32 protein-coding genes and 1 pseudogene are annotated in these 25,952 nt (G+C 63.2%); 21 read left to right on the top strand and 12 right to left on the bottom strand.

All coding sequences use genetic code 11. The features are described 5' to 3' along the window. The coding region (locus NKH04_RS17945; protein WP_353044692.1) for a phosphotransferase at nucleotides 1-422 on the top strand (422 nt) is incomplete at its 5' end. 37 nt (nucleotides 423-459) lie between these two features. On the opposite strand, the gene NKH04_RS17940 is transcribed toward NKH04_RS17945, so the two are convergent. Next, entirely contained in the window at nucleotides 460-927 is a 468-nt protein-coding gene (locus tag NKH04_RS17940; RefSeq protein WP_352454415.1) for a carboxymuconolactone decarboxylase family protein, read from the bottom strand. A gap of 85 nt (nucleotides 928-1,012) precedes the next feature. On the opposite strand from NKH04_RS17940, the gene NKH04_RS17935 reads away from it, so the two are divergent. The 4 genes from NKH04_RS17935 to NKH04_RS17920 all read left to right on the top strand — a co-directional run bounded on the left by NKH04_RS17935 (nucleotide 1,013) and on the right by NKH04_RS17920 (nucleotide 3,723). Further along, on the top strand, nucleotides 1,013-1,684 hold the full coding sequence (locus tag NKH04_RS17935; RefSeq protein ID WP_352501858.1) for a TetR/AcrR family transcriptional regulator: 672 nt from the start codon (nucleotides 1,013-1,015) through the stop codon (nucleotides 1,682-1,684). A 4-nt stretch (nucleotides 1,685-1,688) separates the two neighbouring features. After that, nucleotides 1,689-2,300, top strand: coding sequence for a hypothetical protein (locus NKH04_RS17930; protein WP_353044691.1), 612 nt, complete (start codon nucleotides 1,689-1,691; stop codon nucleotides 2,298-2,300). Then, a complete protein-coding gene (locus NKH04_RS17925; protein WP_352501859.1) occupies nucleotides 2,297-3,145 on the top strand; it encodes a 23S rRNA (adenine(2030)-N(6))-methyltransferase RlmJ in 849 nt (282 codons plus the stop codon). Before NKH04_RS17930 ends, NKH04_RS17925 begins: the two co-directional genes overlap by 4 nt. Nucleotides 3,146-3,270: 125 nt before the next feature. After that, a complete protein-coding gene (locus NKH04_RS17920; RefSeq protein ID WP_023677684.1) occupies nucleotides 3,271-3,723 on the top strand; it encodes a hypothetical protein in 453 nt (150 codons plus the stop codon). A gap of 36 nt (nucleotides 3,724-3,759) precedes the next feature. On the opposite strand, the gene NKH04_RS17915 is transcribed toward NKH04_RS17920, so the two are convergent. Further along, entirely contained in the window at nucleotides 3,760-4,119 is a 360-nt protein-coding gene (locus NKH04_RS17915; RefSeq protein ID WP_352501860.1) for a VOC family protein, read from the bottom strand. A gap of 117 nt (nucleotides 4,120-4,236) precedes the next feature. On the opposite strand from NKH04_RS17915, the gene NKH04_RS17910 reads away from it, so the two are divergent. Further along, nucleotides 4,237-4,989 carry a sulfite exporter TauE/SafE family protein gene (locus NKH04_RS17910; protein WP_352817571.1) on the top strand — a complete coding sequence of 251 codons (753 nt, stop codon included), beginning with the start codon at nucleotides 4,237-4,239 and terminating at the stop codon, nucleotides 4,987-4,989. Nucleotides 4,990-5,027: 38 nt separating this feature from the next. Here NKH04_RS17910 and NKH04_RS17905 read toward each other — a convergent pair whose 3' ends face one another. Further along, entirely contained in the window at nucleotides 5,028-5,630 is a 603-nt protein-coding gene (locus tag NKH04_RS17905; protein ID WP_353044690.1) for a TetR/AcrR family transcriptional regulator, read from the bottom strand. A 95-nt stretch (nucleotides 5,631-5,725) separates the two neighbouring features. Between NKH04_RS17905 and NKH04_RS17900 the strand changes: the two genes are divergently transcribed. The 3 genes from NKH04_RS17900 (at nucleotide 5,726) to NKH04_RS17890 (ending at nucleotide 8,223) form a co-directional block, all read left to right on the top strand. Then, entirely contained in the window at nucleotides 5,726-6,232 is a 507-nt protein-coding gene (locus NKH04_RS17900) for a DinB family protein (protein WP_353044689.1), read from the top strand. Nucleotides 6,233-6,829: 597 nt separating this feature from the next. Further along, complete coding sequence (locus NKH04_RS17895; RefSeq protein ID WP_353044688.1) at nucleotides 6,830-7,141, top strand: hypothetical protein; 312 nt, start codon at nucleotides 6,830-6,832, stop codon at nucleotides 7,139-7,141. A 485-nt stretch (nucleotides 7,142-7,626) separates the two neighbouring features. Then, complete coding sequence (locus NKH04_RS17890) at nucleotides 7,627-8,223, top strand: glutathione S-transferase family protein (RefSeq protein ID WP_352472598.1); 597 nt, start codon at nucleotides 7,627-7,629, stop codon at nucleotides 8,221-8,223. Between the two features lie 77 nt (nucleotides 8,224-8,300). Here the strand turns inward: NKH04_RS17890 and NKH04_RS17885 are convergent, their stop codons facing one another. Next, nucleotides 8,301-8,951 (bottom strand): outer membrane protein, encoded by a 651-nt coding sequence (locus NKH04_RS17885; RefSeq protein ID WP_292662341.1) that lies wholly within the window; start codon nucleotides 8,949-8,951, stop codon nucleotides 8,301-8,303. A gap of 419 nt (nucleotides 8,952-9,370) precedes the next feature. On the opposite strand from NKH04_RS17885, the gene NKH04_RS17880 reads away from it, so the two are divergent. The 7 genes from NKH04_RS17880 (at nucleotide 9,371) to NKH04_RS17850 (ending at nucleotide 14,977) form a co-directional block, all read left to right on the top strand. After that, nucleotides 9,371-10,147: an SDR family oxidoreductase gene (locus NKH04_RS17880; protein WP_352472599.1), complete on the top strand. Its 777-nt coding sequence runs from the start codon at nucleotides 9,371-9,373 to the stop codon at nucleotides 10,145-10,147. After that, entirely contained in the window at nucleotides 10,144-12,222 is a 2,079-nt protein-coding gene (gene uvrC, locus NKH04_RS17875) for an excinuclease ABC subunit UvrC (protein ID WP_352817566.1), read from the top strand. The genes NKH04_RS17880 and uvrC overlap by 4 nt, the downstream gene beginning before the upstream one ends. 100 nt (nucleotides 12,223-12,322) lie before the next feature. Beyond that, complete coding sequence (pgsA, locus tag NKH04_RS17870; protein ID WP_353044687.1) at nucleotides 12,323-12,919, top strand: CDP-diacylglycerol--glycerol-3-phosphate 3-phosphatidyltransferase; 597 nt, start codon at nucleotides 12,323-12,325, stop codon at nucleotides 12,917-12,919. Nucleotide 12,920: 1 nt separating this feature from the next. Then, the gene (gene moaD, locus NKH04_RS17865; RefSeq protein WP_023677674.1) at nucleotides 12,921-13,178 is read left to right on the top strand and encodes a molybdopterin converting factor subunit 1; all 258 of its coding nucleotides are present in this window, start codon (nucleotides 12,921-12,923) and stop codon (nucleotides 13,176-13,178) included. A 3-nt stretch (nucleotides 13,179-13,181) separates the two neighbouring features. Further along, on the top strand, nucleotides 13,182-13,661 hold the full coding sequence (locus NKH04_RS17860) for a molybdenum cofactor biosynthesis protein MoaE (RefSeq protein WP_353044686.1): 480 nt from the start codon (nucleotides 13,182-13,184) through the stop codon (nucleotides 13,659-13,661). Between the two features lie 85 nt (nucleotides 13,662-13,746). Further along, complete coding sequence (locus NKH04_RS17855; protein ID WP_353044685.1) at nucleotides 13,747-14,514, top strand: YbaY family lipoprotein; 768 nt, start codon at nucleotides 13,747-13,749, stop codon at nucleotides 14,512-14,514. 193 nt (nucleotides 14,515-14,707) lie between these two features. After that, the gene (locus NKH04_RS17850; protein ID WP_352667151.1) at nucleotides 14,708-14,977 is read left to right on the top strand and encodes a hypothetical protein; all 270 of its coding nucleotides are present in this window, start codon (nucleotides 14,708-14,710) and stop codon (nucleotides 14,975-14,977) included. 74 nt (nucleotides 14,978-15,051) lie between these two features. Here NKH04_RS17850 and NKH04_RS17845 read toward each other — a convergent pair whose 3' ends face one another. From NKH04_RS17845 to NKH04_RS17825, 5 genes and pseudogenes are all read right to left on the bottom strand, one after another. Then, complete coding sequence (locus tag NKH04_RS17845; protein WP_352874345.1) at nucleotides 15,052-15,660, bottom strand: class I SAM-dependent methyltransferase; 609 nt, start codon at nucleotides 15,658-15,660, stop codon at nucleotides 15,052-15,054. Nucleotides 15,661-15,918: 258 nt separating this feature from the next. Beyond that, the gene (gene ndk / locus NKH04_RS17840; protein WP_023677669.1) at nucleotides 15,919-16,341 is read right to left on the bottom strand and encodes a nucleoside-diphosphate kinase; all 423 of its coding nucleotides are present in this window, start codon (nucleotides 16,339-16,341) and stop codon (nucleotides 15,919-15,921) included. Nucleotides 16,342-16,580: 239 nt separating this feature from the next. Beyond that, nucleotides 16,581-16,934: a DUF1905 domain-containing protein gene (locus NKH04_RS17835; RefSeq protein ID WP_353044684.1), complete on the bottom strand. Its 354-nt coding sequence runs from the start codon at nucleotides 16,932-16,934 to the stop codon at nucleotides 16,581-16,583. Between the two features lie 61 nt (nucleotides 16,935-16,995). After that, a complete protein-coding gene (gene bluB / locus NKH04_RS17830) occupies nucleotides 16,996-17,631 on the bottom strand; it encodes a 5,6-dimethylbenzimidazole synthase (protein WP_353044683.1) in 636 nt (211 codons plus the stop codon). A 314-nt stretch (nucleotides 17,632-17,945) separates the two neighbouring features. Beyond that, a pseudogene (locus NKH04_RS17825) lies at nucleotides 17,946-18,655 on the bottom strand (glutathione S-transferase family protein). Between the two features lie 73 nt (nucleotides 18,656-18,728). Here NKH04_RS17825 and NKH04_RS17820 point away from each other — a divergent pair. From NKH04_RS17820 to NKH04_RS17810, 3 genes are all read left to right on the top strand, one after another. After that, nucleotides 18,729-19,241, top strand: coding sequence for a DinB family protein (locus NKH04_RS17820; protein WP_352472607.1), 513 nt, complete (start codon nucleotides 18,729-18,731; stop codon nucleotides 19,239-19,241). Between the two features lie 14 nt (nucleotides 19,242-19,255). Next, nucleotides 19,256-19,555 (top strand): hypothetical protein, encoded by a 300-nt coding sequence (locus NKH04_RS17815; protein ID WP_352617699.1) that lies wholly within the window; start codon nucleotides 19,256-19,258, stop codon nucleotides 19,553-19,555. 130 nt (nucleotides 19,556-19,685) lie between these two features. Beyond that, nucleotides 19,686-20,474, top strand: coding sequence for a GGDEF domain-containing protein (locus NKH04_RS17810; RefSeq protein WP_353044682.1), 789 nt, complete (start codon nucleotides 19,686-19,688; stop codon nucleotides 20,472-20,474). Between the two features lie 12 nt (nucleotides 20,475-20,486). Here the strand turns inward: NKH04_RS17810 and NKH04_RS17805 are convergent, their stop codons facing one another. The 3 genes from NKH04_RS17805 to NKH04_RS17795 form a co-directional block, all read right to left on the bottom strand. Beyond that, nucleotides 20,487-20,789, bottom strand: coding sequence for a DUF982 domain-containing protein (locus tag NKH04_RS17805; RefSeq protein WP_352452964.1), 303 nt, complete (start codon nucleotides 20,787-20,789; stop codon nucleotides 20,487-20,489). Between the two features lie 165 nt (nucleotides 20,790-20,954). Then, nucleotides 20,955-23,036, bottom strand: a complete 2,082-nt coding sequence (locus NKH04_RS17800) for an ATP-dependent helicase (protein WP_353044681.1) — start codon at nucleotides 23,034-23,036, stop codon at nucleotides 20,955-20,957. A gap of 94 nt (nucleotides 23,037-23,130) precedes the next feature. After that, a complete protein-coding gene (locus tag NKH04_RS17795; RefSeq protein WP_023677660.1) occupies nucleotides 23,131-23,304 on the bottom strand; it encodes a hypothetical protein in 174 nt (57 codons plus the stop codon). Nucleotides 23,305-23,426: 122 nt separating this feature from the next. On the opposite strand from NKH04_RS17795, the gene NKH04_RS17790 reads away from it, so the two are divergent. After that, nucleotides 23,427-23,606, top strand: coding sequence for a hypothetical protein (locus NKH04_RS17790; RefSeq protein WP_023677659.1), 180 nt, complete (start codon nucleotides 23,427-23,429; stop codon nucleotides 23,604-23,606). Between the two features lie 466 nt (nucleotides 23,607-24,072). After that, nucleotides 24,073-25,950 (top strand): ABC-F family ATP-binding cassette domain-containing protein, encoded by a 1,878-nt coding sequence (locus tag NKH04_RS17785; protein ID WP_353044680.1) that lies wholly within the window; start codon nucleotides 24,073-24,075, stop codon nucleotides 25,948-25,950. Nucleotides 25,951-25,952 lie beyond the last annotated feature (2 nt).

Raw genomic sequence — 25,952 nt, 5'->3', positions numbered from 1 at the left:
CGCGCCGGGCGCGGGGGGCCCGCCCCCCCCCGCCCCCCGCCGCGGCGGGGGGGCCCCGCCCCCTCGCCCGGCGTGGCCCGGGCCCGCCGGTCTGGGTCCATGGCGACGTCGCCTCGGGCAATCTGCTCGTCGAAGATGGCAAGCTCTACGCGGTCGTCGATTTCGGTAGTTCGGCTATCGGCGATCCTGCCTGTGATCTGGTGATCGCGTGGACGGAATTTTACGGCGAGAGCCGTCAGGCGTTCCGCGACGCCATTGCCCTTGACGAGCACAGCTGGGCGCGCGCACGGGGCTGGGCGTTGTGGAAGGCGCTGATCGTCGCTTCGGGACATGACGGCAACCAGCGCGAGGCGGAAAAATCGTGGCGGGTCATCGATGAGGTGCTGGCGGATCACACAAAACAGTCGAAGCGGGAAGGCTAATTCAGTCTGAACGCGTCCCGCTCTAATAACGAAAGCATTACTGCCCGCCCATCTCCTTCCTGAACGTATCGAAATCGACCTGCATGCCGTTGAAGATGGTGCTCCAATGGCGGGTCAGCGCTGAAACGGCGACCGCCTCCTGGATCTCCTCGTCGGTGGCGCCGGCGCGCTTGGCGTCCTGCGTGTCCGACCAGATACAGTAGTTGCACGGGATTTGCGCCGCCACCGCCAGCGAGATCAGCGACTTGACCTTCGGCGGCAGCGCCGTCTTGTCGCTGAGCTGGATGGCCTTGACCTCGGCCCATGCACCGGGCAGACCGGCTTTCGGGAACTGCTTTACGAAACCGGGCACCCCGCCCATGGTCGACTGGATGTCCTTGACGGTCGCGTCATACTCATCGGCATAAGAAGGAGCTGCAGCCAGGGTCAGCACACAGGTGGCGGCGAGCAGGCAGGCGCGGCGGATGGAAGAATGCGTTGATGAAAGAGTACGATAGGCAGACATGACATTCTCCTCTGGCGTTTGTTGGCCTTACGGTGTAAGGTAACGTCGAAAATGAACCTTACAGCGTAAGTTGTCAAGCGGCACCATGGACACATCGATCAAAAAAAAGCGACCGCGCGGCCGGCTGTCTCGCGAGATGATCGAGGATGCCGCTTTGAAGGTGATCGAGAGCGAGGGCCTCGCCGGGTTTTCGATGCGCAAGCTGGCGGCAGAACTCGGCTGCGAAGCCATGAGCATCTATCACCACTTTCCTTCGGTGGCGCATCTCTTCGAAGCCTTGGTGGATCGGCTGATCGGCTCCCTCGAAATGCCCGACGCGGACCTCCCTTGGCGACAAAGGTTACGCATTGCCGTGCAGGATTTCCGCCGCGTCGCGCGTGAGCACCCGGCCTTTGCCACGTTCCTTGTAACCTACCGGATGAATTCGCCGACCTGTCTCACTTGGCTGAACGGCATCCTTGGCCTGTTCGAGGCCGGCGGCTTCGGACCGCAACTGGGTGCGCGGCTGTTCCGCACCACCGGCTATTATCTGATGGGTGCCATCCTCGACGAGACTGCCGGCTATGCAAAGGGGCCTTCGGCCGTGACCATCGTCAGCGACGAGCAACTGGCGCAGGATTTTCCAAAAGTAGCTGCGGCCGGGCGTTATTTCGGCACCGCCGAATTCGACCGGACGTTTGATCTCGGCCTTGACATGCTCCTGGACGAAATGGAGCGCGCCCGCGACGGCACCATCGCGCCGAATACCGGGACTTGACCTCATGCGCTCCCTGTTCGCCCTGATACTGCTCATCGGTACCGGCATCGGCGTCGTCTATCCCTGGGCGATGACCAATTTCTCCGGCCGTGAGATCGGCACCTGGCGAGTTTACGACCAGGGCCGGTTCAAGCCGGTGACCGTGCCCCTGAGCGCACGCGACGGGCCGCTACGCCTGCTGGTCGACCTTACGGCAAGAGCCGAGCGCATCGTCTCGCAGCAGCGCACTGTGTTGACCCTCACTGCCGCCACCGGCGGCAGGACGGTGCTCGCCTCGACGCTGCAGTTCAATCACTCCGACAATCCGCGCCAGGTCAGCCCGCAACTGCCGGACAGGATCTTTCGCGACGAGGCTGGCCTGATCCCGACCGTTACCCCTGGTTCCTACATCTTCACCGTCGGTTCGGGCGACGCCGAAGGCATTCCGATGCGGGCCGTCGATCTCGTCCTGCGCTCGGGGGCCGGCGAGGTCGACCGCCGGGCGCGCCCGGTTGGTTTTTCCCTGATGGCGGCGGGCCTGGTCGGGCTGGTGCTGGCATTCCGTTTCGGCGGCCGTCGGCCGGAAAATCCGAACTCGCAGCCGCCACCGCCGCGCTGGGGCAGGGGCTCCAATTGAACTATCGTCATGCCTACCATGCCGGGAACTTCGCCGACGTCGTCAAGCATGTCGTGCTCAGCCGGCTGATCGAATATCTGAAACAGAAGGACAAGGCGTTTCGGGTCATCGACACCCATGCCGGGATCGGCCGTTACGATCTGTCCTCGACCGAAGCGCAAAAGACCGGCGAATGGCAAGGCGGCATCGGCCGGCTCGTCGATGCGGCCCTCGATGCGCCGGCGGCAGCACTGCTGGCGCCGTATCTTGAAGCCGTCCGCTCGCTCAATCCGGACGGCGGCATGAAAAAATACCCGGGTTCGCCGCTGATCGCCCGGCACCTGATGCGCAAGCAGGACCGACTGTCGGCGGTCGAACTGCACCCTAAGGATGCCGCCAGGCTGAAGGCGCTGTTCGACGGCGACTTCCAGACCCGGGTGATCGAGCTCGACGGCTGGCTGGCCCTCGGCGCGCATCTGCCGCCAAAGGAAAAGCGCGGCCTCGTGCTCATCGATCCGCCTTTCGAGGAAGAGGGCGAGTTCGGTCGCTTGGTCGACGGGCTGCAAAGAGCCCATCGGCGCTGGCCAGGAGGGATTTACGCGCTGTGGTATCCGCTCAAGGACCGCAGGGCGGTCGCCGCCTTCCGCAAGGCGCTGAAGCAGACGGGCATTTCGAAGCTGCTCGACATCGGTTTTGAGATCAGGCCGGACGCCGTCGAGCCGAGCCTCGACGGCTGCGGCATGGTGGTGGTCAATCCGCCCTTCACGCTGGAAGGCGAGTTACGGACGCTGCTGCCGGCGCTGCACCGGCTGCTTGCACTTGAGCAGCCGTCGCATTGGACGCTGGACTGGCTGGCGGGAGAGTAGTTTGAGGGCGCGGCCCTGCCGTTCCGTCAGCGCAACCATCGTCACCACAACCACGGTCGCTACAACCGCTTGACCGCGCGTCAGCGAATCCGCACAGTGCGCGTAGTCGACCTTGAGAGGCTGCCATGACTCGCTTCGCCCAATCCGCCCTTGCCGCACTGCTCGCCTTTTGCACGCCGCTGGCTGCGCCTCTTGGCGTCACCCAGGCAGTCCAGGCGGCCGACCTTGCAATCTATACCGACGAGGATAGCGGCGTCTGCGGCGAGGCCTGGGTGCTGAACAAGATCACCGACCGCTTCTCCTATCAGGTGCATCACGTGCCGCATCTGCCGGATGTGCAGATCGTCGACTTCCAGCGCATCCACCAGCATCGCTATCTGCCGGCCGACGACACCTGGCCGATCGGCCGCCGTTATTGCGGCGCCACCGTCAGCCTCTCCGACGGCGGCGCTCGCACCATCTGGTACCTGATCGAAGAAGGCCAGGGCTTTGCCTCGATCGGCGACAATGTCGAATTCTGCGTCTCGGGCTTCGACCGCTGGATGGTCTACAACGGCCGCTGCCGCGTCCTGCGCTGACCAGCGCTTTCCGATCCCGACGGATTGTTGCGTCACTTAGGTGGTCGAGAAAAGGAACACCTGACGGCCATCAGGATCACGGACGATCACACGTCGGCCCATAGCCGTCGCCTTGACGTCCGCAATGATTCCAAAGCCGTTGGCCTTGGCGGCAGAAGCAGCTTCATCTGCGTTGGCGACTTCGAAGCCGATCATCGTTCCCGCTCCTTCCGGCGTCGTTGCTTCTGCCGGGTAGAGTTCGATCGCAAGCCCTTCACCTTGGAACGCGAAATGTATCGGACCGGAGCCATGCTGCTCTTGCCTGAAGGCAATTCCGAAATTCGCGTAGAAAGCCGCGGCTGATCTGGGATCAGCCGAAAACCATGTGACAAATGCCAAGCTCGGCAAGGAGGACATTCATACCTCTCTGGTGTTGAGGGTCCAAGGTCGGACGAGGTTGCGAAAATCGGAGACTTCCATGCATGTCAACGCCAACCGACCACATCGATCATTTTGCGGGGGAAACAGCACCACATGGATTCGCTTGTTTATACTGTTGCTCTCGGCGCGGTCGTTGCAGGCTTCGTCCAGGGGCTTTCCGGGTTCGCTTTCAGCCTGGTTGCCATGTCGATTTGGGTTTGGACCGTGGAGCCCCAGCTTGCTGCCGCCATGGCGGTCTTTGGGGCGCTCACCGGCCAGATCATCGCCGCCGTCACCGTCCGCCGGGGCTTCGACCTCAAGCTTCTGCTGCCATTCCTGATCGGGGGGATCATCGGGATTCCGGTCGGTGTCGCCATCCTGCCTTTGCTGGATGTGCAGTTGTTCAAGTTGGTCTTCGGAGCGCTGCTGGTCGTTTGGTGTCCCTTGATGCTCTTTGCGCCTCGCCTCCCTCCCATCACGGTCGGGGGTCCTGTTGCAGACGGTGCAATAGGTCTGGTCGGCGGCATCATGGGTGGACTTGGCGGCTTCACCGGCCCGGTTCCAACGCTGTGGTGCGTGCTGCGCCAATGGGAAAAGGACAGGCAGCGTATTGTCATCCAGAATTTCAACCTTGTGACCCTCTCCATGACGATGGCTGCCTATCTTGCGGCCGGAAAGATCAAGCTCGAAATGCTGCCGATGTTTGCCCTCGTCGCACCGGCGATGTTGATACCGACACTCCTTGGCGCGAGACTCTACATCGGCGTTAGCGAGGCGACTTTTCGAACGATCGTCCTCACACTCTTGGCCGCATCAGGTGGGGCATTGTTGGTATCGTCCTTGCCGCGCCTCATAAGCCGGGTTTGAACGACACACAGAAATCGCGACTTCCGCCGTGCCATGCGCTATCGACCGATGCGGCCTGCTCCCGATAGGTAGGCGCAGATCAGTTCGACGAGTTGCTTTTGCAGCTCCGGCGCGGCGAGCATGTTCCGGCGTGCCGCGTTATGGATCACACCTTCGATCGCTGACGACAGCACGCGCGCAACTGCCTCCGTGTCGGCGCCTTTCCTTGGTTTGCGATAAGTGGCGACAGCAGTCGCATAGTGATTGAGGTATTGTGCCTGGAACGAAGCATGGGCGGCCCTGGAGCCGCGATCGCCCGGCGCCTCGTCGAGCAGCACCTGATGTAGTGTCGGGTGAATGCTGTGCGCGGCGATCATGCCGCGCACCAGCTCCTGCGCGAATTTCCTGAGCGGCTTTTGGTCTTCCGCCGAATCGCGAATGACCGACAGCACATGATCGAAGTGACGGCGCCGGACGGCAGCGAGCAGGGAAAGCTTGTCGGGAAAATACTGGTAGAGCGTGCCGATGCTTACACCTGCTGTCTCGGCAACCTTGTTGGTGGTGAAGCCGGCCCACCCCAGCCCGCTCAGAACATGAGCCGCCGCCTCGATGATCGCCTCGACGGTTGCCCTGGAACGCGCCTGGCGCGGCTGTTTGCGCATGCGCGGATGCGGTTTTGCAATGCGAGTAGACACGTTCGCCCATTCTCCTGAAAATATAAACAACATACTCGCATTTCCGGAAAAGGACACCGACTATGAATGCGCTCGCTCTGCTTCGCAGCCTGTTTGCCTATCAGGCCTGGGCCAATGACGAACTGCTGGAAAAGCTCGCGAGTCTCGACCCGCATGTTCACGGCAAGGAACGGCAGGCCGTGATAGGGCTCATCGATCACAGCCATGTGGTGTCGCGGATATTCTCGGCGCACTTGGTTGACGCAAGCCATGGCTACTCCGCCGACACCACCGAGGACACGCCGGCGTTCGACGAACTTCGCGCCGCGGTCGCAGCGACCGATCGCTGGTATCTCGATTATCTCGAAACCGTTTCGTCGCGGCAGCTGTCCGAGCCCGTCGCAGCATTGATGTCGCGACAGGAAATGCTGACCCACGTCGTACTGCACGGCGGCTATCATCGCGGTGAAGCGGGGCGCATCCTGGCGCAGATTTCGGTCATGCCGCCATGGGATACCTTCGCCGTCCATCTCCACAGGGCCGAGCCTTCGCGCCGGCTGCAGATGAGCCGTGAGCCGCTCGGCGCCTGAACGGCCGAGCGCATTCGATCACGAGGTCGGCTCGACCGGATCTATCGAGCGATATCCTGTCCTTCAGAAATGCGAGCTATCTGCTTACTTTCATCGCGTCGTGCAAGATAGTGCAGCGGCGTGCTCGTCGCGTTGCTTCCTACTTACCTGTAGTTTATCTTTTCGAACAAGACGAGGCGGGCGACCGCCTTCGTTCTTGACAATGTTCGCGCTGAGCGTCGGACGTTGAAGCGCAAAAGCTGGTCGAAAAGGTCCTGAGCTTGACGAGAAGACCGGTCGAGATAGAGCGACCAGAATTTCTGTCGCAGAACTTCGCTGCGGGACACAAAGATTCGCAGCCGGTTTTTGCGCGGGTAAAATGGTCGCGCGCTCGCCGTAACCGAAACTTAAGCTGCAAAAATCATTCTAATGCTTCGCTGGCTAGCAAGCCGCGAGTCAGATATGCAATGCGCGCCGGGTCAATAACGGCCGTCGGCACAACGGAAGGGGCATGATATGGCTAAGCAGTCATCCAAAGCGCCGGCATCCAAGGCACCGGCAAAGTCATCGGCAAAGAAAGCACCGGCAAAAGCAGCCGCGGCAAAGGCCGCAACTGCTGTGAAGAAAGCAGCACCCGCGGCCAAAGCGAAGGCCGCTGCGCCTAAGGCAAAAGCAGCGCCGGCCAAAAAGCCGGCCGCCAAGGCCGCGGCAAAACCGGCCGTGAAGAAAGCAGCACCTGCCAAGGCAAAAGCAGCACCGGCCAAGGCTGCACCGGCCAAGAAGCCGGCTGCAAAGGCCGCGGCGAAGCCCGCTGCGAAGAAGGCAGCACCGGCAAAGGCCGCCGCTGCGAAATCTTCCGCAGCAGTGAAGAAAGCAGCGCCCGCGGCCAAGCCGAAGGCAGCGCCCGCAAAGGCGAAGGCCAAGAAGTAGTCGCCGTTCTCCGATCGCCGGGGACAGTACTCAAGACAGCCATGGCGGGATGCCTAATAGGCGCCTCGCTTGCTGGCTGACGGTCGGGCAGGACGAGAAAGAGGCGGGAGGAAGACATCTTTTCGCAGCTCCCAGGACTTCGCCGTGCGGCGAAGTCCGGTGGGATTTTCGTGGCTGCCAAAACCAACCTTCGGTGCAAGGCCTAGTTGGTAGTTGCTCGGATCTGGATTGTCCGACGCGCTCGCGTCTGCCGACGCACCTCCGATTCATCGCATCCGAACGCGAGACAATGGTTGTACGCTGGCGGCGCGGTTTTCCGCCTCTGGCCGTTGATGAACCCTGCATGATCGGTCAACGGTGCCCATGCACGAGCCCCTGTCGGAATCGATTTTCGGTGAGGGTCATGCACGAAGTCACAATGCTACCGCATCCTTTGCGCGTCCAATGGGGCATATGGAGCTGTAGCCGGCAAACAGGAATCGACAATGCCCAGACTGCTCTACGCGTCTACTTCTCCCTACAGTTCCAAGGTGCGCATGGCAGCACTTCATGCCGGCATCGCCGTCGATCTCGTGCCGATAAAGACCGAGGAAAGACCGGCCGCGCTGATCGGCGCCAATCCGCTCGGCAAGATCCCGGTGCTGGTGCTCGACGACGGCCGCTCGGTCCATGACAGCCGCGCCATCACGCAGCATCTCAACCGGATGTCGAAGAACGCATTGTTTCCGCGCAATCCCGACAAGCGCCTCGAGGCGGAGGTGCTGGAGGCATTGGCCGACGGCATCTGCGACTGCGCGCTGTCGATGGTCTACGAGCGGCGCACACGGCCGGAAGAGATGGTCTACCAGCCTTGGCTCGAGCGCCAGTGGACGAAGATTTCGGACGCGCTCGATCTGCTCAACGCAAACCCGCCGAAGCTGCCGAAGAAAATCACCCTCGGCCAGATCGCATTGCGCGCCTGCCTCGGCTATCTCTCGCTGCGCTTCGCTGGAAAATGGGAAAAGGGCCGCGGCCGGCTGACGCGCTGGGCGGCACGCTTCGACGAGAAATTCCCGGAGCTGAAGCCCGCCATCCCGGCTTGAGGGCGGGCGACCCCAACCGGTGCCACAAAAAAAGCCGGGCGCGAGGCCCGGCTTTTTCGTGTCGTGGCTTGGACGACTTAGAACTTCATACCGACGCCGAAAGTGACGCGATTGTCGGTCGACTTGACCTTGCCGATACCGTCGAAGTCCTTCCTGCCGAAGTCCGTGTAACGATACTCGACACGGCCGAACACATTGTCGGTGATCTTGATGTCGGTACCGACGCCGGCTGTCCAGCCAAACTGCGTGTTGGTGTCGCTTACGCCGGCAGCTTCAATCTTCTGGTTCTTCAGCGCGCCACCGGCGGTGCCGTAGAGCAGGATGTCCGGGGTGACAGCGTAGCCGAGGCGGGCACGCAGCGAGCCCTCGAAGCCACCCTTGGCCTCGATGCCGGCATCGTCGCCCTTGACGCCGTTGTAGCCGATATCGGCTTCGGCACCGTAGACGAAGTTCTCCTGCTGCCAGTTATAGCCGCCGAAGACGCCGCCGACAAAACCCTTGGTGTCGACGTCGACGCCAATGTCTTTGGCTTTGGCGTGGCCAGCGAAGCCGTAGCCGACGCTCACACCGGCATAGGGACCGGCCCAGGATGCGACCGGAAGTTCTGCGATCGGGGCAGGTGCCGGCGGCTCTTCCTGAACCACGTCCGCGGCATAGGCGGTTCCGCCGAGGGCGAACAGCCCAAACGCCACCGCGAGCGGTCGCGCAAATTTAAGATTGGCTTGCATTGTTCTTTACTCCTTAAGCCACAGGACACAGGCTTGTTGTTTATGAGCGCCCTCAACCCGTCCGGGGGATGAAACGGATCCGGCGTTCAACGGTTCCAAATGTCGTGTCGAAATGCGGCTGAAGCGAACCTGAACTTGGGTCATTCCCTGGCACGAATGAGGCAGAACCTTGACGTTGCATCTTCGCAACAGCGAATGTCAGCAGGTTCGCCGTGCTGCACTGCACACGGCTTGGTGTAAGGGCTCCAGAGCCCTATATTGCGGGCGGGCTGGCCCGAATTCCGGTCGAGCCAAAACGCCCACCGGGCACTTTGCCACAATCCTGCCCCAGGTGGAAATGGGATTTAACGCTTGGCGGGCCATAATTTGCCGGCGCGATCCCGGCAGGCCGGAATCGGCATCGGATTAAGGATTGACAGATGAGCAAGGTCGCCGCGACGGCACTGGTGACGGGCGGTGCGAAACGGATCGGCAGGGCGATCGTCGAAGATCTTGCCGCGCATGGTTTTGCCGTCGCCATTCACTGCAATCGCTCGCTGGCCGAGGCGGAGGCACTGGCGGCCGAAATCAACAGTGGTCATTTTGGTCGACATGGCCGGGCCGCAGTGATTGCTGCCGACCTGACCGAGATGGACGCCGTCAGCAACCTGGTCGGTCGCGCGGCGGCGGCGCTCGGGCCGGTGTCGCTGCTGGTCAACAACGCCTCGCTGTTCGAGCACGACAGCGTTGAGGATTTCGACTGGCCGGCCTGGGATCGCCATTTCGCCATGCACGTCAAGGCGCCGGCGCTGTTGGCACAGACTTTCGCCCGGGCCTTGCCGCAGAACAGTGAGGGGCTGATCGTCAACATGATCGATCAGCGCGTCTGGCGGCCGACGCCGCGTTATTTCTCCTATGCGCTGTCGAAGTCGACGTTGTGGGCGGCGACCGAGATGATGGCGCAGGCGCTGGGTCCCCGCATCCGTGTCAACGCCATTGGTCCTGGCCCGACCTTGAAGAACACGCGCCAGCACGACAGCGATTTCGATGCTCAGATTGCCGGGCTGATCCTGAAACGCGGCCCGGAATTGCCGGAATTCGGTGCCACTATCCGTTATCTCTGGGCGGCACGCTCGGTCACCGGCCAGATGATCGCGCTTGACGGCGGCCAGCATCTTGCATGGCAGACGCCCGATGTGACAGGCATGACGGAATGAGCCCCATGGACCAGAAACAAAAAACGCGCGGTGGCGCCGACGACCTGCCGCCCGAAATCGACCTCGAGGACGAGGCGGCCGAGGAGGTCGTCGAGCCTGCAGCCAGCGGTCCGGACGTTACCTTCACCGCCATCGACTGGACCCCGCATGCCGGCGACGCCGACGGCATGGTCGGCGCCGAGGTGATCCAGACGCTGGTAAAGCGGCTGCCCAATGCGCCCGGCGTCTACCGCATGATGAATGCCGCCGGCGACGTGCTCTATGTCGGCAAGGCACGCAGCCTGAAGAAGCGGGTCACCAGCTACGCGCAAGGCCGGTTCCACACCAGCCGTATCGGCCGCATGGTGCGCGAGACATCGACGATGGAGTTCGTCGTCACCCGCACCGAGATCGAAGCGCTGCTGCTTGAAGCCAACCTCATCAAGCGCTTGCGGCCACGCTTCAACGTGCTGATGCGCGACGACAAGTCGTTCCCCTATATCCTGTTGACCGGCGACCATGTCTCGCCCGGTATTTACAAGCACCGCGGCGCGCGCTCGCGCAAGGGCGACTATTTCGGCCCCTTCGCCTCGGCCGGCGCAGTTGGCCGTACCATCAACTCGCTGCAGCGCGCCTTCCTGCTCAGGAGCTGCACCGACTCCTTCTACGAGAACCGCACCCGGCCTTGCCTTTTGTTCCAGATCAAGCGCTGCGCCGGCCCGTGCACCGGCGAAATCTCGCACGGCGACTATGCAAGGCTTGTCGCCGAGGCGAAGGATTTTCTCTCCGGCCGCAGCCAGAAGGTGAAGACGGAGATCTCCGCCGCCATGCAGCAGGCTTCGGAGAACCTCGATTTCGAACGCGCCGCCATCTATCGCGATCGGCTGGCGGCGCTGTCGCATGTGCAGAGCCATCAAGGCATCAATCCGCAGACCGTCGACGAGGCCGATGTCTTCGCCATCCATCAGGAGGGCGGCCAGGTCTGCATCCAGGTGTTCTTCTTCCGCACCGGCCAGAACTGGGGCAACCGCGCCTATTTTCCCAAGGCCGATCCGGCGCTCGAAGCCGGCGAGGTGCTGGGATCGTTCCTGGCGCAGTTCTACGACGACAAGCCGACGCCACGCACCATCCTGTTGTCGCATGGCGTCGAGGACCAGGAATTGCTGGCGGAGGCCCTCTCCACCCGCGCCGGCCGCAAGGTGTCGATCTCCGTGCCGCAGCGCGGCGAGAAGAAGGACCTGACCGACAACGCGCTGCAGAACGCGCGCGAAGCGCTCGGCCGGCGGCTCGCCGAAACCTCGACCCAGGCGCGGCTGCTCACTGGCTTTGCCGAGACCTTCGGCCTGGAAAAACCGCCGGTGCGCATCGAGGTCTATGACAACTCGCACATCATGGGCACCAACGCCGTCGGCGCCATGGTCGTCGCCGGGCCGGAAGGTTTTGTGAAGAACCAGTATCGAAAGTTCAACATCCGCTCGACCGAGATCACGCCGGGCGACGATTTCGGCATGATGCGCGAGGTGATGCAGAGGCGCTTCTCGCGGCTGTTGAAGGAACATGGCGATGCCCCGCAAACCAAGGGCGCGGACGAGGCGAGCCCTACCGCACCGGGCGACGATATCGAGGACGCGGGCGGCTTCCCGGCCTGGCCCGACGTCATCCTCATCGACGGCGGCCAGGGCCAGATGACGGCGGTGCGCAAGATTCTCGCCGATCTCGGCATCGAGGACCGCGTCGTGGCCATCGGCATCGCCAAGGGTCAGGACCGCGATGCCGGCCGCGAACGCTTCTTCGTCAAGGGCAAGGCCCCATTCTCGCTGCCCGTTCGCGATCCGGTGCTCTATTTCGTCCAGCGGCTGCGCGACGAGGTCCATCGCTTCGCCATCGGTTCGCACCGCGCCCGCCGCAAGAAGGAGATGGTCAAGAGCCCGCTCGACGAGATCAGCGGCATCGGACCCGGCCGCAAGCGCGCGCTGCTGATGCATTTCGGCACGGCCAAGGCGGTCAGCCGTGCCGCCGTCGAGGACCTGGTCAAGGTCGACGGCATTTCCGAGCAGGTGGCGAAATTGGTCTACAATCATTTTCACGAGAGCTAAGACGTATTGCCGACATTTCGGCTGGCTAATCGATTCTGGCCTGTTGACCCCCCACATTCGCTTCTGATTTGACTAAGCAGGCAGAAAGAGTTCCCAAAACATGGCTCAGCGCGCATTCAACCTGCCCAACATGCTCACCTATGCCCGCATCCTGGCGGTGCCGCTGGTGGTGCTGTGCTTCTTCCTGGAAGGGCATCTGAAATCGAGCGACTTCGCGCGCTGGTCGGCGCTCATCATTTTCCTGCTCGCCTCGATCACCGATTACTTCGACGGCTATCTGGCGCGCGCCTGGCAGCAGACCTCCAACATCGGCAAGATGCTCGACCCGATCGCCGACAAGCTGCTCGTCGCCACATGCCTGCTGCTGCTCGCCGCCGACACCGATCGCCATGCCGGCATCGCCGGCTGGTCGCTGTGGGCGGCGATCATCATCCTGTGCCGCGAGATCCTGGTCTCGGGCCTGCGCGAATATCTGGCGGCCTTGAAGGTCTCGGTGCCGGTGACGCAGCTCGCCAAATGGAAGACCACCATCCAGATGATCGCCATCGCCTTCCTGCTTGCAGGTCCCGCCGGCGACAAGATCTTCCCGCTGACCACGCAGACCGGGCTGGTGCTGCTGTGGATCGCAGCCCTGGTGACGCTCTACACCGGCTACGACTATTTCCGCGCGGGCCTCAAGCACATCATGGGCGAATAGAATGTCGACGAAGCTCATCTATTTCGCCTGGGTGCGCGAGCGGATCGGCAGACCGGAGGAAGAGGTCGAACTGCCGGCCGGCATCGAAACGGTCGCCGACCTGTTGCGCTGGCTGAAATCGCGCGGCGAGGAGTACGAGAACGCGCTGCAATATCCTGACGTGATCCGCGTCGCCATCAACCAGGAACATGTCGAGCACCGCGAGAAGATTGCCGGCGCGCGCGAGATCGCGCTATTCCCGCCGATGACCGGTGGCTGAACCATGTCCGCGGTGGTGCCCGTCGTGCGCATCCAGGCTGAGGATTTCGACGTCGCCGCCGAGATCGCCAGGCTGACCAGGGGTCGCAGCGACATCGGCGCTGTGGTGACCTTCTCCGGCCTTTGCCGCGACGAGCAAGGCAGGCTCTCCGCGCTCGAGCTCGAACATTATCCCGGCATGGCGGAAGCCGAGATATCCCGCATCGCCGGCGAGGCAATCGAGCGCTGGCCCCTGCAGGGGCTCACCGTCATCCATCGCCACGGCAAGATCGCGCCGGGCGAAAACATCGTGCTGGTGGTGTCCGCTTCCGCCCACCGGCAGGCGGCGTTCGAGGCCGCGAATTTCCTGATGGATTATTTGAAATCACGGGCGCCGTTCTGGAAAAAGGAACACCATAGCGACGGTTACGAGGGCGGCTGGGTCGATGCCAAGGATGCCGACGACAAGGCGGCGAGCCGCTGGAAGCAGCCGCCGTCCAAATAAATCCCTGCGACAGCCATCCCATACCCTGCCGGCCATTCATTGACCGTAATCCTGCGAGACCCTTCGCCGGAAGGGGAGCAGGATCATGCTGGACAGGATCGCCGAGTTCTTCATCTTCGGACTGGTGCCGCTGGCCGTCGGCATCCTGGCCGTCCCGGATCGTTCCGCGGCTGCCGAAAAGACCCTCAAGGGCGAGGTGATGTATCGCGAGCGCATCGCGCTGCCGCCCAATGCCGTGCTTTCCGTGCAGCTTGCCGACGTGTCGCTGGCCGACGCGCCGGCCGCAATCATCGGTGAGCGCAAGGTGGTGCCGGCCGGCCAGGTGCCGATCAAGTTCGAGATCAGCTTCGATCCGCAGGTGATCCGGCCTGATATGACCTACGCGCTGCAGGCGCGCATCACTGTCGATGACCGGCTGCTATTCGTCACCGATACGCGCCTCCAGGTCGACCCGCTCAGCGACGCGCCACAGACCATCATGCTGAAAATGGCGGCGCCGGGCGACGAGCCGACGGCAGCCTCCGTGTTCGGCCAAAGTTGGCTGGTCGAATATATCGACGGCATCGGCGTGATTGCCGAGCCACGGGCGACATTCCGCATCAGCGAAGCCGGCAAGGCCGGCGGCAGCGGCCCTTGCAACGTCTATTTCGCCACCGCCAGGATAAACGGCTCGACGATCGCTGTCAGCGACATCGGCTCGACCTTCAAGGCCTGCGCGCCTCAGGTCATGGCCGAGGAAAAGGCGCTGTTCGAGGCGCTGGCCAAAGCAGCATCCTACCACGTCGACGCCGGCAAGCTTGTCATCGCCGACAGAGACGGCCGCGACATCCTGCGCTTCAACGCCGCGAGCTAGCGCTTAGTCCGCGCCGATTGGCCCGCGCGGCAGCCGCATGCCGATCACGTTGTGTTTCAGCGGGAATAGGCCGGGCAGGGGGCGCGTTAGTTCTTCATGAATGGCGGGTAAGGCAAAAGGGACGTTTGTCCCTTCGTTGAAGCCGCCAGAATGGCTGCGGCTCGTTCTGGCCTTAACTCAAAGGAGTCCAGACATGAAAACGCACACGCTTATCCTTGCCGCCACCGGTGCATCGCTCCTTGCCTTTACCGGCCTTGCCAAGGCGGACGACCATCTCGTCAATGCTCTTGACCACGGTCTCAAAGCGGACAGCCAACCGTTCCAGACCAACAAGGCCGGCCATAGCGGCGATCTCGCACCGGGGCAGGGCAGCCCGTTTTCAGGTGAAGAGACCAAGACCCCGTCTACCGACACGCCAGCGGCGAATGAACATGCGAACGTGAAGGAACGCCAGGCGAAATAGACCGGCAGAACCCGCCGCTAGGGGGCGGCGGGCGACATGTATCGGGCGACGATGCCGCATCTCATGCGATATTCTCAATTCGTCGCGAGTTTGAATACCGCGCCATAGTGATAGGGCGGCACATCAACCAGCTCGGCGAGCTTGAACCCGCTCGCTTCCACCGACGCGGTGGTCTGTTCGGGTGACAGCCTCAGCTCGGTCTTTGGCCCGCGCGGCTCGCCCAGGACCGTGGTTTGCTCGCGCGGATACTGGTGCCAGTTGACGATGGCAAAACGACCGGCAGGGCCAAGCGTCGCGCGCACGGCGCGGGCAAGTCGCGGCCGATCCGGAACGCCGTGGAAAGCGTTGGCGATAAGGACGAAGTCGACGGTTTGAGGCACCAGCCCGGCAAGCTCATAGGCGTCGCCCGCCAAAAACTCGCAATTGCCCGCGCCGCCTTCGGCCAGCCGCCGCCTGGCGACTTCGAGCAGATCGGCATCGATGTCGATGGCGATTACATGACGGGCGACCCTGGCGATTGGCAGCGTGAACCAGCCGTCGCCGCAGCAGAGATCGACCACGTCCGTGCCGGGCTTCATGCCGACCGCCGCCAGGACGCTGGCGGGCTCGGGCCACAGCGCTTCCCACCAGCCGCCGGTTGGCATTTCGGTGCCTTGGAAGAAACCGGGAATGGTGCTGGTCATGGCCTGGTCGGCTCCATTGTCGGGACCGCGTTTGATCCGCCCCTCCGAGCTTAACGCACCCGTGACCCGTCGAGGAGCCTGAAGCTGAAAATGTCGGCTACTGCATGTCGCGCAAAACTGTGCAGCGGTTTTGCGATACCGATATGCATCAAGACAAGAAACCTGACACGCGTCGCAGGAGGCCGGTCGAACGCGACGCGCTTTAGCAAAAAAGGCCGGCGTTGTGCCGGCCTTCTTGATGGGGTTCGGGATGCCGGCTCAGCCGACGATCTCGGTGTCCGAGAACCAGTATTTGATCTCCTGCGCGGCGGTTTCCGGCGCATCGGAACCATGCACGGAATTCTCGCCGATCGACAGCGCGTGCAGCTTGCGGATGGTGCCTTCGGCGGCGCTTGCCGGATTGGTGGCGCCCATCACTTCGCGGTTCTTGGCAATGGCGTTCTCGCCTTCCAGTACCTGCACGACTGTCGGGCCCGACGACATGGATTCGACCAGCTCGCCGAAGAACGGACGCTCCTTGTGGACGGCATAGAAACCTTCCGCCTCGCGGCGGCTCATCCACACCCGGCGCGAAGCGACGACGCGCAGGCCGGCATCTTCCAGTATCTTGGTGATAGCGCCGGTGAGATTGCGACGGGTCGCGTCCGGCTTGATCATGGAAAAAGTGCGTTCGAGCGCCATGGGATCGTCCTTGTGATGGAGAGTGGAATTGAGGGTGGCGGGCTCTATACAAGCCGCCCGCCGGCTTGCCAAGGGGAGGCCGGCGCAGCGCGCATTTCTGCGCTGGGGCGGCGGACTTTCAAGTCGAACCATGCCGCCGCTCATCTTTTTGTTGAGCATCGGATTTTCCAGAAACCGTACTCACTTTGGATCCGACCGACTGGGCTATAGCGCGTCGTCGTCAGCCTGACACAACGTCGTCATAACTGCATCTCGATCGTCAGGTTGGCCGTGTCGCCAGCCCCGAGGCCTTCGCGGACCCGCACCGCGGTCTTGATCGGCAAGAGCAGGCTGCCGGATTTCTGGTCGGGAAACAGCGATGTCCGCCATCTGGTCTGGCCGATGACGGCTTCCACGCCAAGCGAGCCCCAGGGCCTTGCCATCCCCACCATCGCCGTCTTGATCCGGGCTCCAAGCTCCGGCGGCAGCGTCACGAAATGCCAGCCGCCCTTGCCCGGATAGACCCAGATCTCGGCCTGCATGTGGTCAAGCCCGTCACGACTGGCTTTGCCATGGTGTGTCTTGCTGGCAATGCTGACGATCGGCGAAACCATCCATGACATCCACAGCCCTGCAGGGAGGAGTCATTCTTCCCCGCGCAGCGCCGCCATTCCACTACCGCCTTGTCACGATAGACGGCCGCCGGGTTTCCCAGCCTTCCCGTTCCAGTTCCGGCACGCTGTGTTCCTCCGAGGGATAGCCGATGCAGAAGTAACCGATCAGCGTCCACTCCGGCGGCACGTCCAGGATCGTCGCCATCTCCGCCGGATCGAGGATCGAGACCCAGCCCATGCCTATTCCTTCGGCTCGCGCCGCCAGCCACATCGTGTGGACCGCCATGACAGCCGAATAGTCTATGGTGGCTGGCATGGTCTGGCGGCCGAGCCCATGCCCTTGCTCGGTTGCGCGGTCGGCGAAAACCGCAAGCTGGCAGGGCGCCTCATTCAGGCCGGCAAGCTTCAGGCGCGAATACAGGGCGGCGCGTTCACCGCAAAAGCTTTGGAGTGCCTCCGCGTTGCAGCGCTCGAAGCAGGCCCTGACGGCGGCGCGGCATGCTGCGCTCTCGGCGACGACGAAGCGCCAGGGCTGGCTCAGCCCGACGGACGGTGCGGCGCTGGCAAGCTCGAGCAGCCGCTCCAGCGCTCCATCGGGGAGCGGCGTCGGCTTGAACCGCCTGACGTCGCGCCGCCACAGGAAGAGGTTGGCGAGCGCAGCGCGAAAATCGGCCGGGAACTCTGGGTTTGCGGTCATGGCGCGCTGCCTTTGTTGTGATTGCCCGGTTCGCCGGATGTTCGTCTTGTTTGCTTCGATCCAGGCGCTGATGAGGCGCTTCGAGCGACACTTCGTCTACCCGCATTGTCGCATTTCGCCGGCTGGCAACTTTCAGCTAAAGGCCGGACGGCATCGCCGCGATCTACGCCGTTGGACCTCGATCGGCAAAACAAAACCCGCCTCGGCAAGCCGGGCGGGCGTCGGTGCGAATCATCACCATACCCAAATTAGTAGCATAGCTGCCGGCACAAAGCAAGAACAAAATGTGGCGCCGCCGATGAAAACTGCCGATTTCAACTCTCGAGCGGGGAGATCGCTGCGGCCGCAACCGTGCGGCCGAGGCCGCCATGCAGATCGAGGCATCGTTCGAACCATTGCGCCACGACATCGCTGTCGTCGAGCAGCCGGTAGGGCGTGGCGATGCGCGCCCATTGCAGCGCGCCGAAAACGATGTAGTCGGCAAACAGCGGCGACGGGCCGCCGATGAAGGGCTGATAGCCAAGCATCGAGCGGAGCGGCTCCAGCGAGGCGCGGAAGCCGGCGAGCCCAGCGTCGCGGGTGGCGTAAACCGCCTCCAGGCGCTTGCCGAAGCGCTGCTCGCGGTTCTGCCGGAAATAGGCGGCGTTCGCCTCGTCCTGCATAGCGTGCAGGTCCAGTATCGCAGCGGTGGTGACGTAGGGATGGATGGTCAGCTGCGACCAGCGTTCGATGAGCGCGCCGTCGCCTTGCCGCCGTCGCCGGAAAACAACGTCGGCCGCTCGGGATAGGTCTCCTCGAGATAGAGCGCGATGGCGAAGGAATCGGCGACCACCGTCTCGCCGTCGCGGATCACCGGAACGAGCTTCGAGACGCCGCCTTCCACCTTCGGCACTTCGACGAAACGGGTCGGCACGCTGGTGATGTCGAGCCCTTTGTGGGCCAGCGCCATCGCCGCCTTCCAGCAATGTGGGCTGAATGGGCGGGCGGCATCGCGTCCGACAAGGTCATAGAGCAGAATGGTCATTGGCGGCAGCGTCCTTGCAGTCTAACTATGCCCGAAACGGACCCGCGCAGGGGGTCTCGCAGGTCGGGAGAAAATGAAACAGCATTTCAGGATGTTTGCGGCCTACAATCAATGGGCCAACGGCCGCATCTACGATGCCGCCGCCGATCTCGACGAGGAAGAGTTCGACCGCAATGTCGGCGTCTTCTTCGGTTCGATGATGGGAACGCTCAACCACCTCCTGGCAGCCGACCGTATCTGGATGAAACGCTTCACCGGCGAGGGCGACGCGCCGGCAAGGCTCGACACGGTCCTGCACCGCGCCTTGCCAGGCTTGCGGCTGGCGCGCGAGGCCGAGGACAAACGGATCATCGACTGGGTCGACGGCCTGAGCGACAAGGCGCTGTCGGGCCGCTTCTCCTACATGACCGTCTCGGATATGCGCACCGTCTCTCAGCGGCTGGCGCCGGCGCTCGACCACTTCTTCAACCACCAGACCCACCACCGCGGCCAGGCGCATGCGATCCTGACCATTCTGGGCAAGCCAAGCCTCGGACTGGACCTGACGATGTTCCAGCGCAGCGAGGAGGGCAGGGCTTTCGCCTGAATCTGGGGCGGCTGGTGACGCGGACGGTGGATAGAGGACAATCTGCCGAGATTGCAAAACGCGCCGAAACATTTTATGGAGCGGATGGTCGTGAGGGCGGCCGCTTCAGCAGCATTCAGCAGCAACAGCGAGAATTGGCACGCATGCCCAATGAACCCTTGCGCCTCGTGGCGTTCTTCGCCGTGGTCCTGGCGCTTCTCAACTCCGGTTATTATTTCCACCAGGGCGACATTGTCGCGACCATCTATTTCATGATCGGCGCCATTCTTGTGACCGCGGTAACGCGGATGAGCATCAGACGGCAGCTGATTTAGGACCGATCTTCTTATCTGGCCGCCATCTCGACGGCTGGTTCGCTTCGACTGCGATCGAATTGAAAGCAAAGTCTTAGGACTTCGTTTGCGCTGTTGCTTCAAGGTAGCCTGCTGAAGCAGGAGCAAAAGCATGCAGATCGATTTGTCCTCGACGAGCTGGGGCAGGGTCGTGGCCGTTACCGTCGCGGGCACGGCGGTCTGCATTGCAGCCGCATTCCTCGTCGATTCCTTCAATTTCCCATATTTGTCGCCGGAAGCGCTGTGGCGGGCGCAGCTCACAGACCTGCTGCTGCCGCTTGTCCTGGCCAGCTCGTTCTTCTTCTTCCTCATGTGGAAAATGCGCCAGCTGGCGATCGCGCAGAAGGTACTGGCCGTCGTCGCGGCGACCGACAGCCTGACGGCGGTATTCAACCGGGGTGCATTTTCCATGCTCGTCGAGGCCTATCTCGAACAGGCCCGCAGCCATTCCGTCGTAAATGCCGGAGCCTTGCTGATCGTCGATGCCGACCATTTCAAATCCGTCAACGACCGCCTCGGCCACGACTGCGGAGACCAGGCGCTCAAGCTGATCGCCAGGACAATCCAGGGCCAGCTGCGCGGCGCCGACATCGTCGGCCGGATCGGCGGCGAGGAATTTGCGGTTTTCCTTCCCGGCGCAGATCCTTCGCAGTCCTGGCTGGTGGCGGAGACAATTCGCCGGCGCGTCCGTGAGGCGGAGTTCTCGCCTGGCGGCCGGCCCTGTCCTCTCTCGGTCAGCATCGGCGGCGTCGCCTTCAGCGGGCCGACCACCTACGCCGAGATGTTCGTGGTGGCGGACAAGCACCTTTACAAGGCCAAATCGAACGGCCGCGATCAGGTCAGTTTCGAAACCGCGGCAGCGGGCGACCCGCGGGGCGGCGGCCCGATGACGGTCCATTGATGGTCGTTTCTGTCAGGCGGCGTAGCCGCCGAGGCCCCGGGCGACCGGCTTGACCGAGACCGCCGGCTGGGCGGCCGGCCAGAGGATGCCTGCCGTTACGGCAAAGGTGATCAGGGCGTCGCGTGCCGCTTCGGCCGAGATCTCGCCGGCACGTGCCGCCTCGCAGGCCTTCACCGCGGCGCCATAGCTCAGCCGGCGGCGCGAAGGCGGGAACTCGGTCAGGAATTCGTGCATCTCGGAGAACGAAGCGATCGTACGCTTGTAGCCGGCGCCAACAGTTAGGGCGACCGGGGTGGAAAACGTCCTGTCGTGCATTCTGGCCTCTCGAATGGGCGGAGGTCACGGCGGACGCCGTTCTCCGGTCTGGGGGTCGGGCAGAAACGCGGATCACGGCGCGAGGTTCCATGTTGCCGGGATTGTTTTTTTCGCCGGCTCCGGGAGCGGTCGCCGGGCGAGCAGCGCCGACGTCGAGGCAGGTGCCTATTTCCACATGCCGCGCATGCGGGCGCCGAGGTCGACACGTACCTGCGGCTGGCGGCGCGGATCGTCCGGGGCCTGGACGCTGGCCCATGCCACCTGCTCGAAGGCGCCGAGGATCGAGCGCGGGATGAAGCGCGTGCGCGAGGCATAGACATGGCGGTCGCCGCGCGCCGCCTGCCCGTGGACGAAAAAGCGATGCGGCATGACCATGTGCAGGCTGTCCTTGGCCCGCGTCATCGCCACGTAGAGCAGCCGCCGCTCCTCGTCGACGTCCTCCTTGCTGCCGACGCCGAGATCGATCGGGATGCAGCCGTCGACGGTGTTGAGCACGAAGACGTTCTTCCACTCCTGGCCCTTGGCCGAATGGATCGTCGACAGGATCAGATAATCCTCGTCGCGGTGCGGCGGGCCAGCCTCGTCGCTGGTCGCGTCCGGCGGATCGAGTGTCAGCTCGGTGAGGAAGCGCTCGCGCGACGCATAGCCGGAAGCGATCTGCTCGAGCTGCAGGAGATCGGCCCGGCGCGTCGTTGCATCCTCGTGGATACGTTCCAGATGCGGCTCGTACCAGAGCCTGACCTGTTCGATGTCGGCCGGCCATTTTTGCGCGCCGGCGCGCAGGCCGCTATAGAGCGCGACAAAACCCGGCCAGTCGTCGGCGGCACGCTGCGGCGGCCGATAGCGGGCAAGCCCCATCGTCTCGTCGAGCGAATTTGCCATGGTCTCGACGATCGCATTGGCGGCCGAAGGGCCGATGCCCGGCAGAAGTTGCAGCACGCGAAAGCCGGCGACGCGGTCGCGCGGGTTTTCGGCAAAGCGCAGTACGGCCAGCAAGTCCTTGACGTGTGCTGCATCGAGAAATTTCAGCCCGCCGAACTTGACGAAGGGGATGTTGCGGCGCGTCAGCTCGATCTCCAGCGGGCCGCTATGGTGCGAGGCGCGAAACAGCACCGCCTGTGATTTGAGAACAGTGCCGGCCTCGCGTTCGGTGAGTATCGCCTGGCAGACATAGCTCGCCTGCTCGGTCTCGTCGCGCACGCTGACCAGCTTCGGCTTTTCCGCAGATTTGCGCTCGGTCCAGAGATTTTTGGTGAAACGTTCCGACGCTTCGCCGATTACCGCATTGGCGGCCGCCAGGATGGTCTCGGTCGAGCGGTAATTGCGCTCCAACATGACGACTTCCGCCGGCTGCGCGAACTGCTTGGGAAAATCCAGGATATTGCGCACTTCCGCGGCGCGGAACGAATAGATCGACTGCGCGTCGTCGCCGACCACCGTCAGCCCAGATCCGTCGGGCTTGAGCGCCGTCAGGATCGATGCCTGCAGCCGGTTGGTGTCCTGGTATTCATCGACCAGCACATGGTCGAAACGCGCACCCAGATGCGCGGCGATTTCCGGCTCGCCGGCCATCTGCGCCCAGTAGAGCAGCAGGTCGTCGTAATCGAGCACATTCTGCGCCTGCTTGGCCTCGACATATCGTGCGAATAATTGCTTCAGCTGTTCGGCCCAGCCGGCGCACCACGGGAACACCGAACCCAGCACCTCGCCGAGCGCCGCCTGTGCGTTGACGGCGCGCGAATAGATCGCAAGGCAGGTGCCCTTGGTCGGGAAGCGGGCTTCGGTCTTCGAAAACCCAAGCTCGTGGCGGGCGAGGTTCATCAGGTCGGCGGAATCCTCGCGATCGTGGATGGTGAAGGCCGGATCGAGACCGATCTCCAGCGCATAATCGCGCAGCAGCCTGGCGCCGATGCCGTGGAACGTGCCGGCCCAGCTCAGCGCATCGGTAATCACCGAGGCATCGCGCCCCAGCACCTCGCCGGCGATGCGCTCGACCCGCTTGGCCATTTCCGCTGCGGCATGGCGCGAAAATGTCATCAAAAGGATGCGGCGCGGGTCGGCACCCCTGACGATCAGATGCGCGACCCGGTGCGCCAGCGTGTTGGTCTTGCCGGAGCCGGCGCCGGCAATCACCAGCAACGGCCCGGCGATCTTGCCGTCGCCATGTTCGACGGCAAGCCTCTGCTCGGCGTTGAGCTTCGCCAGATAGGCCGGCTGGAAGGACGAATCACGGGCGGCGAGGTTCATCGCCCATCAAGCATCGTTTCTGCTTTGTTCGCAACGGTTTGCGGAGCCGGAATAGGCCCCGTGAGCGAAGAAGCCTTGCGGGCAGGCTTGTCGACTAACGCTCGGGCTCGACGCCCATCCTTGCCGATTGCCGCCGTAGCGCCTCGCGATCGTCCTGTGGCGGTGGCAACAGCAGCGGATCGAAATCGTCGGGCACCTCATCGATCACTTTCTTGGCGACGCGATAGGCAACATAGACGATTGCCCCGGCGATGAGCAGACGGATCATGCCATCCTCCATTGATTGTGGAGCAACCGGAGACGCGGCATTTTGTTCCCAGGCCCCTTGGCGACTGCAGGAACGCGCAACCAAATCGCCGACGCCTCGTTGTCGGGCGAGAGGAGACTGCGATGAAAAAGCGCTCAATCCTGCTGCTTATGGCAGCTCTGACTGTTGCGGGTTGCGACAACAATATCCAGCCGACCAAGGCCCCTGGCGACACGGTCGATCAGAACCCGCAGGTCGACAAGAATCCGGTGCCGAAATCGACGACCGGCGGCGATCAGCCCGGCACGCCGCCGAAACAATGACCGCCTCAAATGGCGTCGATCGGGCAAGCGGCGCCGGTCAAGGAAGGTGGCCGGCGCCGCTTGGGAGGAAGCTGATGGCGCCGGCCAGGCGGAGATCAGGCCCGCCGCACATCCAAGGATAGCCGAGTCTTTCCGCAGCGTCATGGTCGATAGCGTACAGACGGCACACCCCTGTGGACAAACCTGCCGGCCACAGCAGCGTTTGTTCATCACATAGTTCGTTCTTCCCATGGAACAAACCAGGCTGCTGCGTGTTTGGATGTCGATCGGACGCTCCCAAGGCCGCCGTTCACGAAAGAGCCCGCTCTCCTTGTCCCCCCTCAGGATAGCGGGTTCTTTTTGCGTTTTGCGGGAAGTCGCGGCGCGCGGGGTCGACATCACCAGCTTTGTCGGTTTTCGCGGCTTATGCGGCGAACCGGGGCTCAAGCCCTTGCGAAGCATGGTTGTCCCGTGCAAAAGCCCGGCCATGCTGATCATCAACGACCTTTCGCTCCGCATGGCCGGACGCCTGCTTCTCGACCATGCCTCACTGACCTTGCCGGCCGGTAGCAAGGCTGGCCTTGTCGGCCGCAACGGCACCGGCAAGACGACCCTGTTCAAGGCGATCACCGGCGACCTCGCCTCCGAGACCGGCTCGATCAGCCTGCCCAAGAACACGCGCATCGGCCAGGTGGCGCAGGAAGCGCCGGGCACCGAGGAGCCGCTGATCGAGATCGTGCTCAAGGCCGACCTCGAACGGAGTGCGCTGCTCGAAGAGGAAAAGACGGCGGCCGATCCGCACCGCATCGCCGACATCCACATGCGGCTGGCCGATATCGATGCGCACTCGGCCGAGTCACGCGCGGCCACCATTCTCGCCGGCCTCGGCTTCGACGATGCCGCGCAGCGGCGCCCGGCCTCGTCCTTCTCCGGTGGCTGGCGCATGCGCGTCGCGCTGGCCGCCGTGTTGTTTGCCGAGCCCGATCTGCTGCTGCTCGACGAGCCGACCAATTATCTCGACCTCGAAGGCACGCTGTGGCTGGAAAACTACGTGTCGAAATATCCGCATACCGTGCTGCTGATTTCGCACGATCGCGACCTGCTCAACCGCGCCGTTAATTCGATCGTCCATCTCGACCAGAAGAAGCTGACCTTCTGGCGCGGCGGCTACGATCAGTTCGAGCGCCAATACACCGAGCAGCGTGAATTGCAGGAGAAGGGCCGCGTCAAGCAGGAAGCCGCGCGCAAGCACATGGAATCCTTCGTCGAGCGCTTCCGCGCCAAGGCATCGAAGGCGAGGCAGGCGCAGTCCCGCATCAAGGCGCTGGAGAAGATGAAGCCGATCGCCGCGATCGTGAACGACACGGTGCGGCCGTTCTCCTTTCCGGAGCCGATGAAGACGGTGGCCTCGCCGATCATTGCGCTGAACAACGTCAATGTCGGCTATGTCGAGGGTGCGCCGATCCTGAAGAAGATGACGCTGCGCATCGATGCCGACGACCGCATCGCGCTGCTCGGCGCCAACGGCAACGGCAAGTCGACCTTCGCCAAGCTTTTGGCCAGCCGGCTGCAGCCGGAGACCGGCTCCATGACCGTGGCGCCCGGGCTGAAGGTGGCAATCTTCGCCCAGCACCAGCTCGACGACCTCAGGCCCGATGAAAACGCCTATGAACACGTCCGCCGGCTGATGCCGGACGCGCCGGAATCCAAGGTGCGCGGCCGCGTCGCCCAGTTCGGCCTGACCACCGAAAAGATGAATACCGCGGCCAAGGATCTGTCCGGCGGCGAGAAGGCGCGGCTCCTGATGGGCCTGTCGGCCTTCGAGGGGCCGAACCTTTTCATCCTCGACGAGCCGACCAACCATCTTGATATCGACAGCCGTGAATCGCTGATCCATGCGCTGAACGATTTTCCCGGCGCGGTCATCCTGATCTCGCACGACCGCCATCTGCTCGAAGCGACCGCCGACCGGCTGTGGCTGGTCAAGGACGGCGCGGTTAATCCGTATGACGGCGATCTCGAGGATTATAAGACGCTGGTCACCGGCGTCTCCGGCGACCGCCGCGGCAAGCGCGAGGCGGACAAAGCCTCGAAGGCCGACCGCCGCCGCGACGCAGCCGCGCGCCGCGCAGCCTTCGAGCCGCTGGCCAAGGAAATCCGCGCCACCGAAGCGCTGATGGACCGCCTCCGCAAGCGCATCGACCTGATCGAGGACGAACTCGCCAACCCGGCCGTCTACGAAAAGGACCCGTCGACCGCGACAAGGCTGGCCAAGGAGCGCTCACAACTTGCGCAACAGCTGGCCGGCCATGAGGAAAAATGGCTGTCGATGTCGGCGGAGTACGAGGAAGGCACGGCGGAGTAGGA

The organism is Mesorhizobium sp. M1365, assembly GCF_040317865.1.
Classification (GTDB): domain Bacteria; phylum Pseudomonadota; class Alphaproteobacteria; order Rhizobiales; family Rhizobiaceae; genus Mesorhizobium.
The sequence above is the reverse complement of the archived record's forward strand: the minus strand, read 5'-3'. Positions and strand labels throughout refer to the sequence as shown.